The organism is Burkholderia sp. R-40 (assembly GCF_049942845.1).
Taxonomy (GTDB): domain Bacteria; phylum Pseudomonadota; class Gammaproteobacteria; order Burkholderiales; family Burkholderiaceae; genus Burkholderia; species Burkholderia ambifaria.
Window position 1 is genome coordinate 1514858 of sequence record NZ_CP187968.1, and the last position, 21649, is coordinate 1536506.

A 21649-nucleotide genomic window follows, 5' to 3' on the forward strand; every position below is an offset into this window, starting at 1 on the left:
CGCAGCGTTCACGGGCGGGGCCAGCATCGCGCGCAGGAGGAGGCACCGTCTAATGAATCTTTTCGATCAATTGATAACCTGAGGCGTTCGGAATTGGCGGGCGCGGGTCGCGCGGGAGGACGATCCTCCCTGCTGATGCGCGACGTACGCGCGGCGTTGCTCGAGGGCGGCGGGAAACACGTTCTGCGGGATCGGAGCGGATCGGTGCGCGAGCAACGGACAGCGATGTCCCGCCCGCGTGGGTCGACGGCATCAGATGCCGCCCGCACGGGCTACAGAGGTGCCGATCATCGCTTGCCTTTGTAAAGAAGTGATGGCGGCGACAGGGGAAGGCGCGCGTGGGCGTTCAACCGGCACGCGCGCCTTCCCGCTCAAATCCGCCCCAGCAACACCAGTATCACGACGATGACGACGACCAGCCCGAGAGTGCCCGATGGCCAGTAGCCCCAGCTCCGGCTGTGGGGCCATGCAGGAAATGCTCCGATGAGCAGCAGAATCAGAACGATGATAAGGATCGTACCGAGCATCGCACCCTCCTGAGTGGTGATATGACGGTGCCTGCTGTCGCAATTCGCGTGCCGCGACACTGGGCAACTCGAAACTCTCTGAAAGCGCATTGTCTGAATCGGTGGAATTCATTCCATGAATACCAATCGATTCAGAAAATAAATTTCAAAAATGTAAGCGCGATCGCTATGCTGGGCCTTCGGTTCCATTCAGGCGGACATGCAATGGCTGAACTCTTTCTGGTACGGCACGGGCAGGCGTCGTTCGGCACGGACGACTACGACCGGCTGTCCGCTGCCGGCGAGCAGCAGGGCGTGTGGCTCGGCGAATACTTCGCCCGGCAGGGCCTGACGTTCGACCGCGTGATCTGCGGCACGATGAACCGGCATGCGCAGACGGTCGCCGCGATCCTGCGCGGGATGGGTCGCGAAGGCGCGCCGGTCGACCGCCATCCTGGGCTGAACGAATACGACTTCCACGGGCTGTTCGCGGCGGCGGCCAGCGACTATCCGGAGATCGCGAGGCTCGCGGCCGGCTCGATGAAGGAGTACTTTCGCGCGCTGCGACAGGTGCTGCATCTGTGGGCCGACGACAAGCTCGGCGACACCGCGCCCGAAACCTGGGCGCATTTCCAGCAACGCGTTTCCGACGCGCGCGCCGCGATCCGCCGCGGCGGCAGCCAGCGCGTGCTCGCGGTGAGCTCCGGCGGGCCGATCGCGGTGACGGTGCAGCAGGTGCTCGCCGCGCCGCCGTCGAGCGCGATCGCGCTGAACCTGCAGATCCGCAACAGCAGTCTTTCGCAGTTTTTCTTCAACGCCGAAGCGTTCCACCTGGCGTCGTTCAACGGCATCCCGCATCTCGAGGATCCCGAACGACATGCGTGGCGCACCTACGGCTGACCTACGAACGATCGCGACGATGACGAACCCTTCCCAGCCCCTCGACGTAGCCCGCCTCACGCGCTATCTGGAAGCGCACGTGCCGGGTTTCGAAGGTCCGCTCGACATGGAGAAGTTTGCCGGCGGCCAGTCGAACCCGACCTTCCTGCTGCATGCGAAGAGCGGCCGCTACGTGCTGCGCCGCCAGCCGCCCGGCGAACTGCTGAAATCCGCGCACGCGGTCGATCGCGAATTCCGCGTGCTCACCGCGCTGTCGGGCACCGCGGTGCCGGTCGCGCATCCGTATCACCTCTGCGAAGACCGCGACGTGATCGGCAGCCTGTTCTACGTGATGAGCTTCGAGGACGGCCGGATCTTCTGGGATCCTGCGCTGCCGGAACTGCCGAAGGCTGATCGGGCGATCTGCTACGACGCACTGCTGCGCACGATGGCCGCGCTGCACGACGTGGACGTCGACGCGGTGGGCCTCGCCGACTACGGCCGCCCCGGCAACTACTTCGAGCGCCAGATCGGCGTGTGGACGAAGCAGTATCGCGCGGCGGAAACCGAGCGCCTCGACGCGATGGAGACGCTGATCGACTGGCTGCCGAACGCGTGCCCGGAGGACGCGGGCCAGCCCGCGCTGGTGCACGGCGATTTTCGGATCGACAACCTGATGTTCGCGCGGGACGACTATCGCGTGCAGGCGGTGCTCGACTGGGAGCTGTCGACGCTCGGCAATCCGCTCGCCGATCTCGCGTACTTCTGCATGTGCCTGCGGCTGCCGTCGGGCGGCCAGGTGCGCGGGCTCGCGGGCCAGGATCGTGCCGAACTCGGCATTCCCGACGAAGCGGCGATCGTCGCGCGCTATTGCGAACTGCGCGGCCTCGCGCCGATCCGCGACTGGCACTTCTATCTGGCGTTCAGTTTCTTCCGGCTCGCGGCGATCGCGCAGGGCGTGAAGGCGCGTGCGCTGCAGGGCAACGCGTCGAGCGAGCAGGCGCTGCGCGTGGGCGCCATGACCGGACGGCTGGCCGAAATGGCCGTCGGCGTGATCGACGCGCACCGCTGACATCACCGAGCGGCGGCACGACAAATTACAACATGGAGGAGCACGGCAACATGGCAACGAATCTGTTCGACCTGACGGGCAAGATCGCGCTGGTGACGGGCGCGAGCCGCGGCATCGGCGAGGAAATCGCGAAGCTGCTCGCGGAGCAGGGCGCGCACGTGATCGTGTCGAGCCGCAAGCTCGACGACTGCCAGGCGGTCGCGGACGCGATCGTCGCGGCGGGCGGCCGCGCGGAAGCGCTGGCCTGCCACGTCGGGCGGCTGGAGGACATCGCCGCGACGTTCGAGACGATCCGCGGCAAGCACGGCCGGCTCGACATCCTCGTGAACAACGCGGCCGCGAACCCGTATTTCGGGCACATCCTCGATACCGATCTCGCCGCGTATGAAAAGACCGTCGACGTGAACATCCGCGGCTACTTCTTCATGTCGGTCGAGGCCGGCAAGCTGATGAAGGCGCAGGGCGGCGGCGCGATCGTCAACACCGCGTCGGTGAACGCGCTGCAGCCGGGCGACCGGCAGGGCATCTACTCGATCACGAAGGCGGCCGTCGTCAACATGACGAAGGCGTTCGCGAAGGAGTGCGGGCCGTTCGGCATCCGCGTGAACGCGCTGCTGCCGGGCCTCACGAAGACGAAGTTCGCGGGCGCGCTGTTCGCCGACAAGGACATCTACGAGAGCTGGATGGCGAAGATCCCGCTGCGCCGCCACGCGGAGCCGCGCGAGATGGCCGGCACCGTGCTGTATCTCGTGTCGGATGCGGCGAGCTACACGAACGGCGAATGCATCGTCGTCGACGGCGGCCTGACGATCTGAGCGCGCGATGAAACTCGACAGCTATGCGGGGCAGGCCGTGATGATCACCGGCGCCGCGAGCGGCTTCGGCGCGCTGCTCGCGAGCGAACTGGCCGCGATGGGCGCGCGGCTCGCGCTCGGCGATCTGAACGACGACGCGCTCGAACGCGTGGCCGCGCCGCTGCGCGCGGCCGGCGCCGACGTGATCGCGCAGCGTTGCGACGTGCGCGTCGAAGCTGACGTGGCAGCGCTGGTGCAGGCGGCCGCCGCGCGCTTCGGGCGGCTCGACGTCGGCATCAACAACGCGGGCATCGCACCGCCGATGAAGGCGCTGATCGACACCGACGAAGCCGATCTCGACCTGAGCTTCGCGGTGAACGCGAAGGGCGTGTTCTTCGGGATGAAGCACCAGATCCGCCAGATGCTCGCGCAGCGCGAAGGCGTGATCCTGAACGTCGCGTCGGTGGCCGGGCTCGGCGGCGCGCCGAAGCTGGCCGCGTACGCGGCGTCGAAGCATGCGGTGGTCGGGCTCACGAAGACGGCCGCGCTCGAATACGCGCGCCACGGCATCCGCGTGAACGCGGTGTGCCCGTTCTACAGCACGACGCCGATGGTTACCGACAGCGACATCGGCGACCGCCAGGACTTTCTCGCGCAGGGCTCACCGATGAAGCGGCTCGGCCGGCCCGACGAAATCGTCGCGACGATGCTGATGCTGTGCGCGAAGGAAAACACTTATCTGACCGGGCAGGCCGTCGCCGTCGACGGCGGCGTCTCGGCCTTCTGACCGAACCGAACACGTAATCTCGAGGAGTCGATCATGGACTTTGGCTACACCCCGAAAGTGGAAGCGCTGCGCGAACGCGTGCATGCGTTCATGGACGCGCACATCGTGCCGCGCATCCGCCAGTGGAACGACGAAGTGCACGCGGGCCAGTATCCCGTGTCGTTCATGGAGGAGCTGAAGGAACGCGCGAAGGCTGAAGGGCTGTGGAACCTGTTCCTGCCGCACCTGAAGGACGACGAGCCCGGCACGGGCCTGACGAACCTCGAATACGCGCCGCTCGCCGAGATCATGGGGCGCGTGAGCTGGGCGTCGGAAGTGTTCAACTGCAACGCGCCGGACACCGGCAACATGGAACTGCTGCACATGTTCGCGACGCCGGAGCAGCGCGAACAGTGGCTGCTGCCGCTGCTGCGCGGCGAGATCCGGTCGGCGTTCGCGATGACCGAGCCCGACGTGGCATCGTCGGATGCGACCAACATCACGACGCGTATCCGGCGCGACGGCGACGACTACGTGATCGACGGCCGCAAGTGGTTCATCACGAACGCCGCGCATCCGAACTGCAAGATCTTCATCGTGATGGGCAAGACCGATCCCGATGCCGAGTCGCACCAGCAGCAGAGCATGATCCTCGTGCCGCGCGACACGCCGGGCGTGACGATCGTGCGCAACATCACGGTGGTCAATCACCATGCGCCGGAAGGGCACTGCGAGATCACGTTCGACAACGTGCGCGTGCCGGCGCGCAACCTGCTCGGCGAGGAAGGCAGCGGCTTCGCGCTCGCGCAGGCGCGCCTCGGGCCGGGCCGCATTCACCACTGCATGCGTTCGATCGGCGCGGCCGAGCTGGCGCTGGAGCTGATGGTCGACCGCGCACAGTCGCGCGAGGCGTTCGGCAAGCCGCTGAATCGTCACGGCACGGTCGGCGAATGGATCGCGCGCTCGCGCATCGAGATCGATCAGGCGCGCCTGCTGGTGCTGAAGGCCGCGTGGATGATCGACAAGGTCGGCGCGAAGGCCGCACGCAAGGAAATCTCGATGATCAAGGCGCTCGTGCCGACCGTGTACACGGACGTATGCGACCGCGCGATGCAGGTGTTCGGCGCGATGGGCCTGAGCCCCGACACGCCGCTCGCCGACATGTGGACCTGGGGCCGCGCGCTGCGCTTCGCCGACGGCCCGGACGAGGTGCACCTGCAGGCGATCGCGCGGATGGAGATCAAGGAAGGCGTGCGCGGCTCGACCGAGCCGTACCTGACGCGGCCGCCGCGCGGCTGAGCGTCGCGCCGCGATGCGCGGGGCCGGCATGGACGAACAGATGGCGCACGCCGTAACATGGGGGCCTGTTCCCGCTCATAACGGGCTTGCGCTGGCCGTCAGAAGGGCCGAGCGCAAGGATTGCGACGAAGCGAATACTCGACGTATTCGCAAGGAGCATGACGCAGCGATCGGCCCTTCTGGCGGCCAGCCCCGCGAATGATTTTTTCCAAACAGGGGAACGCGCCTTGCCGGCCGTATTGCGGCGTCGATCGTCGCTTGTTTGGCATGGCCAAACGGCGCTCCTCTCTCCTTGCACTACGACCGGCAAGGCGCGTTCGCAAGCCCGTTATGAGCGGGAACAGGCCCCTGGAGACCCGGCGATGCGCCTTTCGAAGATTGATCTGAACCTGTTCGTCGTATTCGAGGCGATCTACAACAAGCGCAATCTGACGCGCGCGGCCGAGGTGCTGAACCTCACGCAGCCGGCCGTCAGCAACGCGCTCGCGCGGCTGCGCAAGACGCTGAACGATCCGCTGTTCGTCAGCACGCCGGCCGGGATGATGCCGACGCCGATGGCCGAGAACATCGTCGGCCGCGTGCGCGAGGCGCTGCAACTGCTCGATTCGAGCGCACACGAAGGCGACGTGTTCGATCCGGCCTCGTCCGAGCGCGTGTTCCGGCTCAGCATGAGCGACCTGACCGAAGCGCTGCTGCTGCCCGCGCTCGGCGAACTGCTGCAGACGCATGCACCCGGCATGCACGTGCGCAGCTACACGATGGATCGCCGCGAAGTCGCGACCGCGCTCGCGAACGGCTCGGTGGACATCGCGATCGACGCGCCGCTGATCGGCGATCCGCATCTGCACCAGGCGCTGCTCGTGCGCGACCGTTACGCGTGCATGATCCGCGACGATCACCCGTTCAAGGGCGACACGCTGACCATGGACGACTACCTGTCGATGGGGCACATCCACGTGTCGAGCCGCCGCAAGGGCAGCGGGCACGTCGACGCGGAGCTGACGCGGCTGGGGCTGCGCCGCAACATCCAGATGCGCGTGCAGCACTACATGGTCGCGCCGCTGATCGCGATGCGCGGCGATCTCGCGCTGACCGCGCCGCTGCGGCTGCTGCAGCGCTATCCGGCGCGGATTCTCGAACTGCCGTTCGAGATGCCCGGGCTTGAATACTTCTGCTACTGGCATCGCAGTGCCGATCAGGACCAGGGTAGTCAGTGGCTGCGGGAGCAGTTGATGACGCTGATGGGTGGGATGGGGAAGGTGCGGTGATACGTCGTGCGTTCGCCGGTGTGCGCCAGCTTGCCGCTTAAAACGACTCGTCATCGAAGCGCGACGACGCAGGCCTGCGCTTCATGTCCTTCAACCAGTCCCTGACCTTGTCCGGATCTTCGAACTCGCGCAGCGCCACGGTGAGATCCTGGTTGCCGCGCTGCATGCCGGCAATATCACGCGTGAGTATGCGCATCACGGTATCGGGCGCGACCTTGGTGGACGATGCGATGCCGTACGTGCGCCGGAAATCGTTCTCGACGTGCTGGATCTCCTGGTCGAGCTCGCGGATCTGCTCTTCCAGGATGCCGTTGTAGCGCGTGAGCCGCGCTTCGCTGAGCCCGTCGATCGCACGCCGGTCGATCTGCTCGATCTCCAGCTGCAGTTCCAGCAGCTGCAGCAAATTGCCCTTCGCATAAGCATGGTTGACCCGTTGCATCAGCACGGTCTTGCGTTCCTGTTCCCGCGGATCGGTTTCGCGATCGGGGTGCAGCGCGCTGGCGAGCTTGCGGTAGATCTCGCGGATCGATTTGCTCGATTCGGCCTGCTCGGCTTCGATCCGGGCTTGCGCGGCCGATTGCTTCGGCGCTTTCTTGCGCTTCGCGCGCTGGGCTTCGCGGGCTGCGTGAGCGGCCATGTCGCGCTCGAACTGAGCGTCGAGTTCAGCCTGCAGCCGCTCGGCGAGCTCGTCGGGGGACAGTGCGTCGAGATCCTCCGGCGATTGCGATTGCGGCTCGGAATCGGGCTCGGGATCGGGCTCAGCCGCCGCGTTGCCCACGTTCGCAGATCCGACATGCCGGTTGTAAATGACCTTCAGCGCCGCGTCGTCGCTGACCTGCATTAAATCGCGCGCCATATCGGCGATCAGGTCGGACAGCGTGCGTTGCTCGGCCTTGCTCAAGCCCTTCTGCAGGAACGCATCGTCGAGCAGGTGGATCAGCTTGATCCGCAGTGCCGTCGATTCCTGTTCGAGCGGCAACAGCGCGTCGACGAACTTCTTCTGAAACGCCGGCATCACGGCGTCCCAAGCGCCGAGACGCTCGCGCCGCTTCTCGATCTGCTTGACGAGCGTATTGAACGTTTTCTGGGCTTTCGACAGGCTGGCTGTCTCGTGACCGGGCGCGATGGCGACCGCGGCACCGCGACGTGCGGTCATGTGAGTATCCTCCGGCCGCGGCGGGACGCGCGGCAGGGCGGTATTTTAGCCGGATGGGCGTGGTGCCGCCGGCCTTCGGTGTTCCGATGCGTGGCCGCGAGCCGCGTGACCGCGCCAGGGCGAGCGGAAAAGGCGGGACGGCGCTGGGCCGGTTACGTGAGGACGGGGGGAGAACGGGGGCGCGACCGGTCATCCGGCCGGGCAGACGGTCGCGCGCATGCGCCGCAAAGACAGCGCCTGCCGTCCCCCCGCCTCCAATCTCAAAACAACTGCCCCTGCCCCGAAATCACGCGTTCGAAATCGTCGCGCAGGAACGGCAGGATCGCATCAGCGACCGGTTGCAACTGGCGGCTCACATAGAACGCGTAGTCGATCGGCGAGCGCATCGTCTCGAGCGGTTCCGGGCCGGCCGTCGTCATCACGTAGCTGATCCAGCCGCCGCGCTGGTACTGCAGCGGCCGGCCGCGCGCCTGGTTGAATTCGTCGGCGATCCGCGCCGCGCGCACATGCGGCGGCACGTTGCGCTGATATTCGCTCAACGGCCGGCGCACGCGCTTCCGATAGATCAGCTGCGCGTCGTATTCGCCGGCGAGCGTGCGGCGCACATAGTCGCGAATGAAGTCCTGGTACGGCTCGCGCTTGAACACGCGTCGGTAGAGCTCGCGCTGGAATAGCTGCGCGAGCGGCGTCCAGTCGGTGCGCACCGTTTCGAGCCCCTTGAACACGAGGTCATCGTCGCCGTTCGCCGTGACCGCGAGGCCCGCATAGCGCTTCTTGCTGCCTTCCTCCGCGCCGCGCACCGTCGGCATCAGGAAGCGGCGGTAATGCCGCTCGTATTGCAGTTCGAGCGCACTTTCCAGCCCGAAGCGATCGCGCAGGTGCGTTTGCCACCAGCGGTTCACCTGCTCGACGAGCGCGCGGCCCTTGGCGGCGGCCGCATCGTCGTCGTGCTCGCGCCCGAGCCACACGAAAGTCGAATCGGTGTCGCCGTAGATGACTTCGTAGCCCTGCGCTTCGATCAGCTCGCGCGTGCGATGCATGATCTCGTGGCCTCGCATCGTGATCGACGACGCGAGGCGCGGATCGAAGAACCGGCAGCCCGTCGAGCCGAGCACGCCGTAGAACGAATTCATGATGATCTTCAGCGCCTGCGACAGCGGCGCGTTGCGCTGGCGTTTCGCTTCGTCGCGGCCTTCGGACACGCGCCGCACGATGTCGGGCAGGCAATGCGCGGTACGCGAGAAGCGCGCGCCGAGAAAGCCCGGCACCGACGCGTCGTCGCTCGGATGCGCGAGCCCTTCGATCAGCCCGGCCGGGTCGATCAGGAACGTGCGGATGATCGACGGATAGAGGCTCTTGTAGTCGAACACGAGCACCGAATCGTACAGCCCGGGCCGCGAATCCATCACGAAGCCGCCGGGGCTGTTCTGCCCCGTCACGTCGCCGAGGTTCGGCGCGACGTAGCCGAGCCGGTGCATGCGCGGCAGGTACAGGTTCGTGAACGCGGCGACCGAGCCGCCGGTGCGATCGGCCGCAAGGCCCGTGACGCTCGCGCGCTCGAGCGCGAAGGACAGCAAGTCGGCCTTCTCGAAGATGCGCGTGACGAGTTCGCAGTCCTTCAGGTTGTAGTGCGCGAGCGCGGGCTTGTCGTGATCGAAGCGGCGCTGGATCTCGTCCATCCGCTGATACGGATTGTCGACGGCCTTGCCTTCTCCGAGCAGCGACTGCGACACGTATTCGAGGCTGAACGACGGGAACGACCACGTCGCCGATTTCAGCATGTCGATGCCGTCGAGGATCAGGCGGCCGGCCGCCCCCGCGAAGAAGTGGTCGGGCTGTTGACCATGCGCGCGCCACTCGAGCACGCTGCCGCCGCGCCCGAGCTTCAGCGGCACGCCGTATTGCTCCGCGTGCGCATGCAGGATGCGCAGGTCGAACTGTACGACGTTCCAGCCGATCACCGCGTCGGGATCGTGCGCGCCGAACCAGTCGTTGAGCCGCGCGAGCATCTCGGCCCGGTTGTCGCAGTAGTCGAGGTTGAAGTCGACGGCCGGCGCGTCACCGTTGGGCGGCCCGAGCATGTAGACCTGCCGCTGCCCGCAGCCTTCGAGCGCGATCGAATACAGCTCGCCGTGGATGCTCGTCTCGATGTCGAGCGACACGCAGCGCAGCGTTGGGCGATAGCCGGTCGCGGGTTTCAGTTCGCCGTCGGTCAGCGTGCCGTCGCGGCCGGCAGTGCCGCGAAACAGCACGGGCGCCGTGATGAAGCGCTCCATCGTGTAGCGATCGGGCGGCTGGATGTCGGCTTCGTAGACGTCGACGCCGGCCGCGGCCAAGCGCTTCTGGAGCCCGGCCAGGGTGCGGTAGCGGCGGCAATAGAGGCCGGCGACGGCGCGCTGGCGGAAGTCGCGCAGCGCGAGGGGGCGCAGTTCGGCATCACGTTCGCCGGCCAGCGCGCGTTCGGCGAGCGCCTGCTGCTCGGCCGGCACGAACGCGACGGCTTCCTGCGGGCGCAACCGCACGCGGCGCGGGCCGTGTTCGGTTGCCAGCCAGAACTCGATCTCGATGCCGGACGCTGTGTCCCGCCAGTGGCGGGTGAGGATGAAACCCTGCTCGAACTCCGTCAAAACGCTTGCTCGTATGGATGCCCAGGCGGCGGATTTTAGCCCCTCTCGCGGCTCCCGCGCGTCGCTCCGCGGTGGCCGTGCCGATCGTCACAGCCGGCCGCGGCGCCGCGCATCGTCCTCCACGCGCGCGAGCAGGCTGTCCAGCGCCTCGATCGGAATCGGCTTCGCGAAATGATCGTGGAAGCCGGCGTCCGTGGTGTCCTGTCGGTCCGACGACCGCACATGTCCGGACAGCGCGACATAGTACGAATCGGGCGCGGCGCCGGTCGAGCGCAACGCGTGGAGCAGCTCGAAGCCGCTGACGTCCGGCATGCTGAGGTCGATCAGCATCAGATGCGGCGCGAATTCGCGGGCGAGCGGCAGCGCATCGCGCGCGTGGTATGCGACGCGGGACGTGTGGCCCTTGATCTGCATCAGGATGGCGAGCGTGTCGGCCGATTCGCGGTTGTCGTCGACGATCAGGATGCGCAGCGCATGCGTGGAGGATGGCGCCGGCGCCTTTTGCACGTGCTCGACCGCACGATTCGATTCCGCGATCGGCAGCCGGACCGTAAACGTCGACCCCGCGCCGATCCCGGCGCTGTCGGCCGTGATGCTGCCACCATGCAGGTCGACGAATTTCTTGCTGATCGCGAGCCCAAGCCCGAGCCCGCCGGGTGCGTGGCGCTCCGCGGCATTCTCCTGCTCGAACGGGTCGAAGATCGATTCCTGCGCGCCGGGCACGATGCCGATCCCGTAGTCGACGATCTCGATCGCAACCACGTTCTGCTCGGTGCGCACGTGGAGCTCGATGCGCTCGCCGTTCGGCGAATACTTGGACGCATTGTCGAGCAGGTTGTACAGCACCTGGACGAGCCGGACATCGTCGCCGTGGACGATCACGGGTGCGGGCGGCAGCCGCACGATAATCCGCTGTCCGCGCGCGTCGACCTTCGGCTGGATGCCCTGCACGCTGCGGTACACGATATCGCGCACGTTCACCGGCGCTTTCTTCAGATCCACCTTGTCGGACTTGATGCGTCCGATGTCGAGCAGATCGTCGACGAGCCGCACGAGCTGTTCGATCTGGCGATCCGCGATGTCCTTGCATTGCGTGAGCGCCGGGCCCAGTTCGGACGCCGGCAGGCCCTGCAGGATGCCGATCGTGTGCCGCAGCGGCGCGAGCTGGTTGCGCAGCTCGTGCGCGAGCGTCGCGATGAAGACGTCCAGCCGCCGCGTGGCCGCTTCGAGTTCCTCCACGCGCTTGCGCTCGGTCATGTCGCGCGTGATCTTGATGAAGCCGCGCAACTGGTGCGACTCGTCGCGGACGGCCGTGATCGTCACGCTGGCCCAGAACCGCGAACCGTCCTTGCGTACGCGCCAGCTTTCGTCCTGGAAATGACCGTACGCGGCGGCGGCTTCGAGCGCGTGCGTCGGGCGGCCGGCCGCGATCGCATCGGCTGGATAGAAGCGCGAGAAATGGCTGCCGATGATTTCGTCCGTCCGGAAACCCTTGATGCGCTCGGCGCCCGCGTTCCATGTCGCGACGTTGCCGTGCGGGTCGAGCATGAACACCGCATAGTCGGTGATCGACGCGACGACCGTCTGGAAGCGGAACTCCGCATAGCGGTCGAGCAGCGGCTGCTCGTGCTGGGCCGGCGGTGGGTCCGAAGGGATGGGCTGCGGCTGGTCTGGCGTCATGATCGGAAAACTCGTTAAACCTGTCGATCGCGCTGCGAATTCCATTATGGTGCGATGGATTCATACCCGGTCACGCGGCGGTCAGCATCGCAGAGAGCATAGCCGTGAAACGGCGCCGGATCAAAGCGCCCGGCCGCGCCCGTGCCGCGCCGGCCTACACCTGAGCCGATACCTAAGCCGGCATCGGCGCGAAATCCCGCTTCAGGTCCGCCGGCCGCTGCGGCCGCTGATACAGGTAGCCCTGTGCATACTGAATCCCGACCGCATGCAGCGCGCGATGCTGCTCTTCCGTCTCCACGCCCTCGGCGATGATCTTCAGCTCGTAGTGATGCGCGACGGCCGCGATGCCTTCGATCAGCCTGGCATTGCCGGTCGTCAGCTGCGCGATGAACTGGCGATCGATCTTCACGTAGTCGAACGGAAAGCGCGACAGCATGTCGAGGTTGCTGTGATGCGTGCCGAAATCGTCGATCGCGAATCTCGCGCCCGTCGCGCGCAGCGCGGCAAACATCGCGGTGGTGCGCGCATTCTTTTCGAGCAGGATGCGCTCGGTCACTTCGAGCACCAGCGTGAACCCCGGCGGAAGCCCGCGGATCGCGTCTTCGACGACGGATACGAAGCGCGGGCGTTCGAGATCCTTCGGCGCGACGTTGATCGCGATGCGCAGCGGCATCGCCGGCGTGAGCGCGGTCAGTTCCGACACGGCCGTGCGCAGCACGAACTCGGTCACCTTCGGCAGGATCGAGCTCGATTCGACCTGCGGCACGAACACGGCCGGGCTGATGGGCCCCCATTTCGGATGGTGCCAGCGCAGCAGCGCCTCGACGCCGACGGTCCTGCGCGTTTCGACGTCGACGATCGGCTGGTACACCACGTGAAACTCGTTGCGCTTCAACGCGTTGCGCACAGCCTTCAGCAACAGCCGGCGCGGCGCCATCGCGAGCAGGTACGCGGCCGCGACGAGGCCGTTCACCAGCAGCGCGATCGTCACGCAAATCAGCCGATAGTGCCGTTCCACCTGCTGAACATAGGATTCCGACGACGTGACGGAAACCGTGAACGGCCACGCGCCCGAGGCGATCGTGCTGCCGGCCGACGGGGCCGCGTGGAACGCCGGCACGAACTCGCCATGCTGATCGAGACCGCCCGCGCCGTTGACCGACAGCATCGCGGTTTCCGCGCCGAAGCGCGCGCCGTGCGACAGCATGTCGGCCACATAGTCGCCTTCGATCAGATAAAGCACGCCCGAGGCGGGCGCGGTTGCACGAAACACCGCCAGCACCGGGACGCGATGCTGGAACGGGGTCTGCCGAAGCAGCGTGATGGCCGTCATCCCCGGTGGCGGGGCGTGCACATACGCGTCCAGCGACACGTCGATCGAGCCCAGCGCCGACGAGCACGTGACGCGACCGTCGTTGGCCAGCGCGACGGCGCGCAGATAGCGCAGGTGAGTGCCTACTTCGGCGAGGGTCCTGAAGACCGTCGCGCAGGGTCGCCCGACCAGCGCGGTCAATTCGGCCGGGTGTCGCGAGCGTACGCCGTCGAGGATGCGGTCGACCGAGATCACGATGTCGTTCGCGACGACGCGTTCGTGCTCGGCTACCGATTCGCGTGCGAGGCGTTCGGCCACGATGAGCGCCATCGCGAGCACGAGGATGCAGATGATCAGCGCAAGCGAGAAGACGATATGCGGCCACGCACCGCTGCGCTGGAATGCGGGTTTTGAGCCCGGCGGGGCTGATTCTCCGATCGCGCTTGTTGTTGTATGCATGGCAATGCAGGTCGAACCGGTCGATGGATGGGCGCGGAGCATTTGCCGTGCCTGGCCGGGGCAACGGGGCTCGCGCCGAGATCTGGACGCAAATCGATTCTATGCTTGCGGTACGCAAGCCAACGCATCGCGACGGAGTCACGGGATTCGACGCGCATCGCTATACATGCATTCATTATGTATAGATATCGACGTCGCGCACCGAAAAAAAACCCGGCCGCATCGGTGTGCGGCCGGGACAGAAGAACACCTTCTCTTGGCACGAGGATGGTGCGCGGCAAGTATATGACGCGATGCCCGATTGCGAAATATTGTTAGTCAACAAATGGTGTGGTTTTGTGATTGACTCTCAACGGGAAATATTCGCGCAACGCGGCGTCTCGGCGATCTCTCGGTAATTTGCAGCCAACGCCGTTCAACGCGCGCGATGCAGGGTTCTTCTTTCCGGATTGGGGAATACCCGAGCATGGCGGGCACGCCGTCGGCCCGGCCGCGCGTCAGAAGTCGTTGCGCATCTTGTGGAACAGGTCGCGCGGCGATTGGTGCGTGTCCACGGCGGTGAGGACGTCGGTCAGGAACCACGGTAGATTCAGTTGCGTGTCGGAATCGCTGACGCACACGCGAATCGGCGGGGCCTTCGAAGTGGCGCGGGAGCCGGGGGCCGTGCCGGCAGAGGCTGAGGTGGAGGACGGTACACAGTTTCTCGCTTGCTGCGGAAGCGGCGACGCGGTACTGCCGGCGAGCGCCGGCAAGCTGGCGGCGGCAAGCGCGATCAGGATGGCGAAAGGGGCGGCGCGTTTCATATGACTCTCCGGCGATGCACGTTCGACACCGTCGGCGAACCGGAGTTCGAGTCGCCGGCGGCCGATCAAACGTCAAGAATCGTTTGGATCACCGGCCGGATGCTTGCGATGTGGAATGCGCTCATTTATCGTGCCGCCACGACGGCGCCGGCAAGTTCGATACGGCGCGTCAAGCCAAGATCGCAAGGAGCATTCGTCATTACCGCATTCACTCGTCGCACGCATCTTCGTGCCTTTCTCGTGGCATCGATCGCCTGTCTCAATCTGTCGCAACCCGCAGCCGCTGCCTACACGGAATCGTGGATGAACGACCACGACGTCAAAGCGTACGCGCAGCAGCACGTCAAGCATGCGCCCGTCGCGTCGAGCAGTGCGGCGGCCATGAAGCCGGCGCGGCAAGCCGTTCGTTCGCCGTCGAAGGCGCCGGCCGCGGCGCATGCCGACGCGAAGCCCGCGTCGAAGCCACACGCGGCGCCCGCGAAGACCGGCAAGGTTCAACATGCGGCCAGCGCCGATCCGAAGGCGCACGCCGTCGCGAAACCGAAGGCCGCGCCGGCCGCACACACGATCGCAACGATCCAGCGTTGACGCGTCACTGATATCCGTAGCAGCGCTTCAATCCCGCGTAGTCATAGAAATGACTCGCCGGCGCGATCTTCGCGTCGTCGCATGCGGCCTGGAAATCCGTCTCGCGCTCGTTGTACAGCATCTTCACGATGAGCCGCGAGCCGTTGCGATACACGTCCCATTGCATGTTCGCGGCCATCGGCGACACCTGGTCGCCGCGCCACGGGTTGTTCGCATACGTGTAGGTCTGCGCCTGCGGCGTCGGCACGAACACGTTCTTCAAGTTCATGATCGACGCGAACGGAATCACGATTTCCGCATGCGTGAAGCGCAGTTTCGCGGCGCGCGTCAGGTCGCCGCGCGCGATCGCGTCGACCTCGTTGAAGAAGTCGTCCTGCAGCACCTTCGCCATCCGGTACGTGACCGGGTTTGCTTCCTGGATGCCGGGCCCCTTCTGGTAATAGTCCTCCGCGTCCTGCAGGTACGCGAGCGTCTGCGCCTGTTCCGCGCCCAGGTACTTCTCCATCGTGACGCCGCCCGTTTCGGCCGTCATCGCGGGCGCGACCTGCAGCAGGTTGTACAGCACGTTCACTGCATCGACGGCCGACGCGATCTTCGTCTTGCCGTCGCCCTTCAGCGTGTTGGTGAACTTGCCGTCCGACGACGTGAACGTATAGGTTCCCGTGTTCGCGAACGTGTAGCCGTCGCTGCCGAGCTTCGCGATGAAGGCCTGCGACACCAGCGCGGCGAGCACCGTCTGCGCGACTTCCCCGACCTGCGGCGCCGCCTTGATCGTCTTCAGCTTGTCGGCGACCGTCGCATCGCTCGAATAGGCCTGGTATGCCTGGCTCGCCTGATAGGTCGCGTAATACGGATCGGACGTATCGGTCACGAGATCGGTGGCCGGCTTCAGCGAATGGAAATACAGCAGGAACCGGTTGGTGCCGGCGGGCTGCGCAACCGGCGCGCTCGCGGGATAGCCGGACGGCGCGGCCGGCAGCGTGATCGCGGCGGCGAGTGCCGGCCGCGCGGCGACGAGCGCGGCGGAAAAGTAGGTCGAACTGTCGACCGCGCGGTCCTGCCCCGAGTTGACGACGACGATCTGCCGGCCGCCCGACGCGAACAGCGCCGGCAGTCGCTGCGCGAGCCGCGCGGCGAGCTGCTGGTGTTCGCGGATGCCGGTTTGCGTGAGATTGCCGTAGCCGGGCGTTGAAATCCCCTGCACGCCGTAGCCGAGCAGTGCATTGGCCTTCATCATCGCGTACGTATCGGCCTTCAGCTGAGCACCGAGCGCGGTCAGCGCGCCGTCGGCCTCGGCCTTGACCAGCATCGAATAGATCGCGCCGTCGTACTTGAAGCCTGACAGCCCGCGCGAGCCGTGCCGTGCGACGAGCTCGGTGTAGACCGGTGCGTAGCCGGCCGGCGGCGCTTCGTAGGTCGCCGCATCCTGCTGCAGACGATACGGCGTCTTCGTCTGGTAGTAGGTCGCGGGTTCCGGCGTGGGTTTCGGTTGCGGCGGCTGCGGCGCCGGCTGCGTGCCGCTGTTGTCCGCCGACGTGGCGGGCGTGCTGGACGTCTCTCCGCCGCACGCGGCGAGCAGCAGGCAGAGGAAGGCAACGGCGGAGGCGGTGCGGATCGGGCGTGTCATCGTGGCTTGAAACGGGCGGGACGACGCAGGAAGTGCGTCGTTCCATCTCCGGGCGGGATCGGTCGAGCCCGGAAGTGTTGCAAGCGACTTTGACAGCAGAATGTCAGGCTTCGGTCGGGCGATCGTCGGCATCGCGCCGGATTGCCGCCGGCCGGCGTGAGCCGGCCTGTGTGCAGGTGCTCAGTTCAGTGCACGCCTGCCGATGCGATCGATCGCACCGTGTCGGTGATGCGCACGCAACGCGACAGGCCGAACGTCTCGGCTTCGCGGCGTTCCGGTTCGCTGCTCGCGACCCCCACCGCGCGCTCGGGCGGCACGCCCAGCGCCTGCAGCGCGACGTCGAACGGATGCTGATTTGATACGGAATCCTGCTGATTGGCGTCGGTCACGACGACCGAGAAGCGGTCGAGGTTCGCACGGCCGAACTGGCCTTCGAACATGTCGCTGAGCCGGGCGGCCGGCAGCGTCGTGACGAGACCGAGCCGGTAACCATGCTCCGACGCGCTGTCGAGCCACTGGATGATCGCATCGCGCTGGTTGCGCGATTCGTGCGAATCCGGTGTCGCTTCGATCTGCGCGAAGGCGGCGTCGAGACGGGTGACGATGGCTTCGATGACCACGGTGATTCCTCTCCAGAGACGTGACGATCCGTTCGCGGACGGGAATGCCACACACCATAGCGTCGATCCGGAATAGGCGACCAATTAATATTTATGTCCGACTCATACGATTCGACTAATGAATGGGGGGGCAAGCCATAGCCGGCGCGGAAGGCGTCCGACGCAATGGGTTCCGCAAGATTTGCATCGTATCGATGGGCTTGAACGTGATGCACCAAAGGTGCGCGCACGATGACTGCACCGGGTGTGTACATCAGAGAAAACGGCGTATCGAGCCCGATACACCGTCTTGCGATGCCGCGTGCGAACCCGCTGATCAGTGCAGCTTGATCGACGGCTGGTTGCGGCTTTGCAGCCAGTGGCTCAGCGACTGGAACAGCGCGCGCTTCAGTCCGTACACGCTGAACAGGTGCTTGCGGTACAGGAACTTGTACAGCCCGATCGCGGCGAGCCCGTCGACGATCAGCGAGCGGGAACGCACGCCGAGGTCGCCCTGATACACGGCGCCGGCCTGGCCGAGCGACACGACGGTGCCCGCATCGCGGAACGTGAAGCCCGCGACCGGCTTGCCGGCGAGGCGCCGCGCGAGCGCTTCGCCGAGGTACACGGCCTGCTGGTGCGCGACCTGCGCGCGCGGCGGCAGGAAACCGCTTGCATCGGCCGACGGGCACGCGGCGCAGTCACCGAACGCATACACATGCGGATCGTCGGGCGTCTGCAGCGTATCGGTCACGATCACCTGGTTCGACCGGTTGAGCGCGATGTCGCCGAGTTCCCGCAGGATCGCGGGGCCCGCGACGCCGGCCGCCCAGATCGTGATGTCGCTCGCGAGCCGCTCGCCGGTCGCGGTGGTGACCGCATCCGCGCCGACTTCCGCGACGCGCGTATCCGTCAGCACGTCGACGTTCAGCGTGCGCAACTGCGCGTGCATCCGGGCCGACAGCCGTGCGTCGAGCGCCGGCAGGATGCGCGGGCCGCCTTCGATCAGGCGGATGTGCACGTCGCGCGCGGAAACGAGCGCCTTGAAGCGATACGTCGTCAGCTGCTGGATCGCGTGGCGCAGCGCCGCGGCCAGTTCGACGCCCGTCGCGCCCGCGCCGATCACATTGATGCAGATCGGTGCCGCGGGCCGCGCCGGCTGCTGCTCGGCCAGGTGGTTCGCCTTCGTGCACGCGGCGAGGAACTTGCGGCGGAAATCCTCGGCCTGGTCGAGGTTTTCGAGCGGCAACGCGTGGCGCGCGGCGCCCGGCACGTTGAAGAAGTTCGTCACGCTGCCGACGGCCAGCACGAGATCGTCGTAGCCGAGCGCGCGCTGCGGCAGGATCTCCGTGCCGTCCGCGTCCTGCACCGCGGCGATCGTCGCCGTGCGTGCCGCGCGGTCGACCCGATGCAGCGCGCCCTGCACGAAGCGAAAGCCGTGGCGCTTCGCCTGCGCCGCGTATTCGATCGTGTGCGAGGCCGGATCGCGATGGCCGGACGCGGCTTCGTGCAGCAGCGGCTTCCAGAAGTGCGTCGGATAGCGGTCGACGAGCACGATGTCGGCTTGCCCGCGGCGGCCCAACGTGTCGCCGAGGCGCGTGGCGAGCTGCAGGCCGCCGGCGCCGCCGCCGACGATCACGATGCGCGGCACGCGCGGGGCGCGATCCGTTGCAAGGGTAGGCGTGATGTTGTCCATGTTGTGGCTCCCGCTGATGACGATTCGGATGACATTGCTCAAGAACCGACGATATAGTTTCGAACCTACTATAACAATTCAATGTTTATAAGCGACTCATATGTATTCACTTATAGGAAAGACCGCGACGTTCCGGCAGCTGAAGGCGCTGGACATGATTGCGCGGCTCGGCAGCGTGTCGCGCGCGGCCGAGGAGCTGAACCTGACGCAGCCGGCCGTGTCGCTGCAGGTTCGCCTGCTCGAGCAGGCGGTGGGCGCCGCGCTGCTGCAACGGGTGGGACGCGGCGTGCAGCTCACCGCGGCCGGTGAAATCGTGTCGCGCTATGCGCGCGAGATCCTGCATCTGTGGAGCGAGGCCGGCGACGAAGTGGCCGCGCTGACGGGCGATCTCGGCGGCACGCTGCGGATCGGCGCGATCACGACGGCCGAGTACCTGATCCCGCCGCTGCTGGTGAAGTTCACCGCGACGCGCCCGCACGTGAAGACGTATTTCAAGGTCGGCAATCGCGACGACATCATCCGCATGCTCGCGACGCATGAAATCGATCTCGCGGTGATGGGCAGCGCGCCGAAGGAGCTGCGCACGCACGCGGTCGAGTTCGCGAAGCATCCGATGGTGTTCGTCGCCGCGCCCGGCCATCCGCTGATGCAGCGCAAGCGCGTCGCGCTGAAGGATCTCGAATCCGCGCACCTGCTCGTGCGCGAGCGCGGAGCAGGTACGCGCTCGACCGTCGAGAGCCTGTTCAAGACGTCCGGCTACCGCTTTCATGTGGGCTCCGAACTGTCGAGCAACGAGGCGATCAAGCAGATGGCTGAAGCGGGGCTCGGCATCGCGTTCCTGTCGTTGCACGCGTGTGCGCTCGAGCTGCGCACCGGGCTGCTCGGGCAACTGCCGTTTCCGGGCAATCCGATCGTGCGCGAGTGGTACGTGATCACGCTCGCCGACCGGCGGATCTCGCAGGTGACGGGGCTGTTTCGCGATTTCCTGATCAAGCAGGGCGCGCCGGTGATCGACGGCGCGACGGTCGCGTCGCACGAGCGGCGGCGCAAGTAGGCGGATGAAGTGAGCGCGTGGCGCCGTGCATGTCGACCGTCAGACGATCCCGAAGTCGTCGTTGCTGTCGGGAATCGACGCGAGCAGCCGTTCGAGCCGGTACCAGCCGATCATGCGCAGGCACCACGACGCGATAGCGATCGGATCGTGACGGGGCGCGGAGCGGGCAGGGCGGCGGGCGCCGCGGGACGGTGAAGCGGTGGTGAACGCCGCGCGTTGCGGGCAGTAATGGGGCATGACGGTCTCCGGAGGTGTCGGATGAGGCCATCGTAAGCGGTGCCGCGCGCGTCGGCGCGCACGCAAGGATTGGCTGGAGCAGAAACGGATGATCATTTTTCCGCGTGGCGCGGGAATGGCCGTGCAAGCCCGGCGAGCGGCCGGAAAACGCGTCACAATGCGCGTTCGACCCACGACTGGTGGAGCAGAACCATGAGCGATCCGATTCTCGCCGCGCCGACCGACAACGGTGTGCCGGTCAGCCTGCGCTCGAGCCGCGGGCGTGGCTGGCACGGCTTCGGCGCGTCGCTGCTGGAGATTCGCGCGGGCACGTACCGGATTCCGGCCGCCGAGCATCACCGCATCGGCGTGCATATCGGCTCGCCCGTGCGCGCGGATTGCGTGTGCGACGGTGCACGCGTGTCGCGCATCCAGGCGCATGGTGACGTCGACGTGATTCCCGCCGGCCTGCCGGGCGAATGGACCGACAGCGCCGACTGCCGGATCCTGCACATCGCGCTCAGCGATACGTTCGTGCGGCGCACGTTCGACCAGCTCGAGCTGAAGCCGTCGCAGGCGCAGATCCGCCGCCGGCTGCAGGTGCGCGATCCGCGGCTGCAGCACATCGCATGGGCGATGGCCGCCGAACTCGAAGCGGAAGACGCGTCGGACCCGCTCTATGCGGAGAGCTTGTGCACCGCACTCGTCGCGCGGCTGGCCGACAGCCAGCCGGCGTTCCGCGAGCACCGGCGTACGCTCGCGCCGAAGGCGGCGGCGCGCGTGATCGACTATGTCGAGGCCAACCTCGAGCGCCGCATGACGCTCGCCGAACTCGCGGCGCTCGTGTCGATCAGCGTGCCGCATTTCAAGGTGCTGTTTCGCGAGACGCTCGGGATGCCGGTGCATCAGTACGTGGTGCGGCGCCGGGTCGAGCGCGCGAAGGCGTTGTTGCTCGAAGGCCGGCTCGGCATCAGCCAGATCGCACTCGAAGCGGGTTTCGCGCATCAGAGCCACATGGCGCACTGGATGAACCGCGTGCTCGGTGCGACGCCGACGGAGATCGCGCGGTCGGGCGCGCGCGGCGGGTTGCGGCTCGCTTACGATGGCGAGGACCGTTGATCGACCGTCGCGCGAGACGGGTTCGCCGCGCGGACGCCGATCGGCGAGTCTACGCTCCGTCAGGCGTAGAACCGCTCCGGCTTGGCCGGCAATGCCCGGTTAGTCTCTAATCCAAGCCGATTGTCCAAC

The 21649-nt window shown here is 66.6% G+C and carries 19 protein-coding genes; 9 read left to right on the top strand and 10 right to left on the bottom strand.

Features of this window, described 5'->3' with window-relative positions; genetic code table 11:
* Window positions 1-371: 371 nt before the first annotated feature.
* The gene (locus tag ACP26O_RS23190; RefSeq protein ID WP_012365129.1) at window positions 372-527 is read right to left on the bottom strand and encodes a DUF3309 family protein; all 156 of its coding nucleotides are present in this window, start codon (window positions 525-527) and stop codon (window positions 372-374) included.
* Window positions 528-731: 204 nt separating this feature from the next.
* On the opposite strand from ACP26O_RS23190, the gene ACP26O_RS23195 reads away from it, so the two are divergent.
* The 6 genes from ACP26O_RS23195 to ACP26O_RS23220 all read left to right on the top strand — a co-directional run bounded on the left by ACP26O_RS23195 (window position 732) and on the right by ACP26O_RS23220 (window position 6584).
* Window positions 732-1406, top strand: coding sequence for a histidine phosphatase family protein (locus ACP26O_RS23195; RefSeq protein ID WP_175664406.1), 675 nt, complete (start codon window positions 732-734; stop codon window positions 1404-1406).
* Between the two features lie 19 nt (window positions 1407-1425).
* Window positions 1426-2457: a phosphotransferase gene (locus ACP26O_RS23200; RefSeq protein WP_175664407.1), complete on the top strand. Its 1032-nt coding sequence runs from the start codon at window positions 1426-1428 to the stop codon at window positions 2455-2457.
* 50 nt (window positions 2458-2507) lie between these two features.
* Window positions 2508-3272 carry an SDR family oxidoreductase gene (locus ACP26O_RS23205; RefSeq protein ID WP_126226383.1) on the top strand — a complete coding sequence of 255 codons (765 nt, stop codon included), beginning with the start codon at window positions 2508-2510 and terminating at the stop codon, window positions 3270-3272.
* 7 nt (window positions 3273-3279) lie between these two features.
* Complete coding sequence (locus tag ACP26O_RS23210) at window positions 3280-4038, top strand: SDR family NAD(P)-dependent oxidoreductase (protein WP_175664408.1); 759 nt, start codon at window positions 3280-3282, stop codon at window positions 4036-4038.
* A 33-nt stretch (window positions 4039-4071) separates the two neighbouring features.
* Entirely contained in the window at window positions 4072-5316 is a 1245-nt protein-coding gene (locus ACP26O_RS23215) for an acyl-CoA dehydrogenase family protein (RefSeq protein WP_175664409.1), read from the top strand.
* Window positions 5317-5678: 362 nt separating this feature from the next.
* Window positions 5679-6584 (top strand): LysR family transcriptional regulator, encoded by a 906-nt coding sequence (locus ACP26O_RS23220; protein ID WP_175664410.1) that lies wholly within the window; start codon window positions 5679-5681, stop codon window positions 6582-6584.
* Between the two features lie 37 nt (window positions 6585-6621).
* On the opposite strand, the gene ACP26O_RS23225 is transcribed toward ACP26O_RS23220, so the two are convergent.
* The 5 genes from ACP26O_RS23225 to ACP26O_RS23245 form a co-directional block, all read right to left on the bottom strand.
* On the bottom strand, window positions 6622-7740 hold the full coding sequence (locus tag ACP26O_RS23225; RefSeq protein WP_175664411.1) for a J domain-containing protein: 1119 nt from the start codon (window positions 7738-7740) through the stop codon (window positions 6622-6624).
* 260 nt (window positions 7741-8000) lie between these two features.
* Complete coding sequence (locus tag ACP26O_RS23230) at window positions 8001-10367, bottom strand: DNA polymerase II (RefSeq protein ID WP_175664412.1); 2367 nt, start codon at window positions 10365-10367, stop codon at window positions 8001-8003.
* Window positions 10368-10454: 87 nt separating this feature from the next.
* Window positions 10455-12047: a PAS domain-containing hybrid sensor histidine kinase/response regulator gene (locus ACP26O_RS23235; protein WP_175664496.1), complete on the bottom strand. Its 1593-nt coding sequence runs from the start codon at window positions 12045-12047 to the stop codon at window positions 10455-10457.
* Window positions 12048-12219: 172 nt separating this feature from the next.
* Window positions 12220-13860 (bottom strand): EAL domain-containing protein, encoded by a 1641-nt coding sequence (locus ACP26O_RS23240; RefSeq protein ID WP_175701263.1) that lies wholly within the window; start codon window positions 13858-13860, stop codon window positions 12220-12222.
* 455 nt (window positions 13861-14315) lie between these two features.
* A complete protein-coding gene (locus ACP26O_RS23245; protein ID WP_175664414.1) occupies window positions 14316-14621 on the bottom strand; it encodes a hypothetical protein in 306 nt (101 codons plus the stop codon).
* 303 nt (window positions 14622-14924) lie between these two features.
* Here ACP26O_RS23245 and ACP26O_RS23250 point away from each other — a divergent pair, with 303 nt between their 5' ends.
* Window positions 14925-15209, top strand: coding sequence for a transcriptional regulator (locus ACP26O_RS23250; RefSeq protein ID WP_175664415.1), 285 nt, complete (start codon window positions 14925-14927; stop codon window positions 15207-15209).
* Between the two features lie 4 nt (window positions 15210-15213).
* Here the strand turns inward: ACP26O_RS23250 and ACP26O_RS23255 are convergent, their stop codons facing one another.
* The 3 genes from ACP26O_RS23255 to ACP26O_RS23265 all read right to left on the bottom strand — a co-directional run bounded on the left by ACP26O_RS23255 (window position 15214) and on the right by ACP26O_RS23265 (window position 19131).
* Window positions 15214-16836 carry a histidine-type phosphatase gene (locus ACP26O_RS23255; protein ID WP_175664416.1) on the bottom strand — a complete coding sequence of 541 codons (1623 nt, stop codon included), beginning with the start codon at window positions 16834-16836 and terminating at the stop codon, window positions 15214-15216.
* Between the two features lie 185 nt (window positions 16837-17021).
* Complete coding sequence (locus ACP26O_RS23260; protein ID WP_011660023.1) at window positions 17022-17456, bottom strand: hypothetical protein; 435 nt, start codon at window positions 17454-17456, stop codon at window positions 17022-17024.
* A gap of 316 nt (window positions 17457-17772) precedes the next feature.
* A complete protein-coding gene (locus ACP26O_RS23265; RefSeq protein ID WP_175664417.1) occupies window positions 17773-19131 on the bottom strand; it encodes an NAD(P)/FAD-dependent oxidoreductase in 1359 nt (452 codons plus the stop codon).
* 100 nt (window positions 19132-19231) lie between these two features.
* Here ACP26O_RS23265 and ACP26O_RS23270 point away from each other — a divergent pair, with 100 nt between their 5' ends.
* The gene (locus ACP26O_RS23270; protein ID WP_006749336.1) at window positions 19232-20185 is read left to right on the top strand and encodes a LysR family transcriptional regulator; all 954 of its coding nucleotides are present in this window, start codon (window positions 19232-19234) and stop codon (window positions 20183-20185) included.
* A 39-nt stretch (window positions 20186-20224) separates the two neighbouring features.
* On the opposite strand, the gene ACP26O_RS23275 is transcribed toward ACP26O_RS23270, so the two are convergent.
* Entirely contained in the window at window positions 20225-20422 is a 198-nt protein-coding gene (locus ACP26O_RS23275; protein WP_175664418.1) for a hypothetical protein, read from the bottom strand.
* Window positions 20423-20614: 192 nt separating this feature from the next.
* Between ACP26O_RS23275 and ACP26O_RS23280 the strand changes: the two genes are divergently transcribed.
* Window positions 20615-21520: an AraC family transcriptional regulator gene (locus tag ACP26O_RS23280; RefSeq protein ID WP_165752341.1), complete on the top strand. Its 906-nt coding sequence runs from the start codon at window positions 20615-20617 to the stop codon at window positions 21518-21520.
* The last annotated feature ends 129 nt before the right edge of the window (window positions 21521-21649 follow it).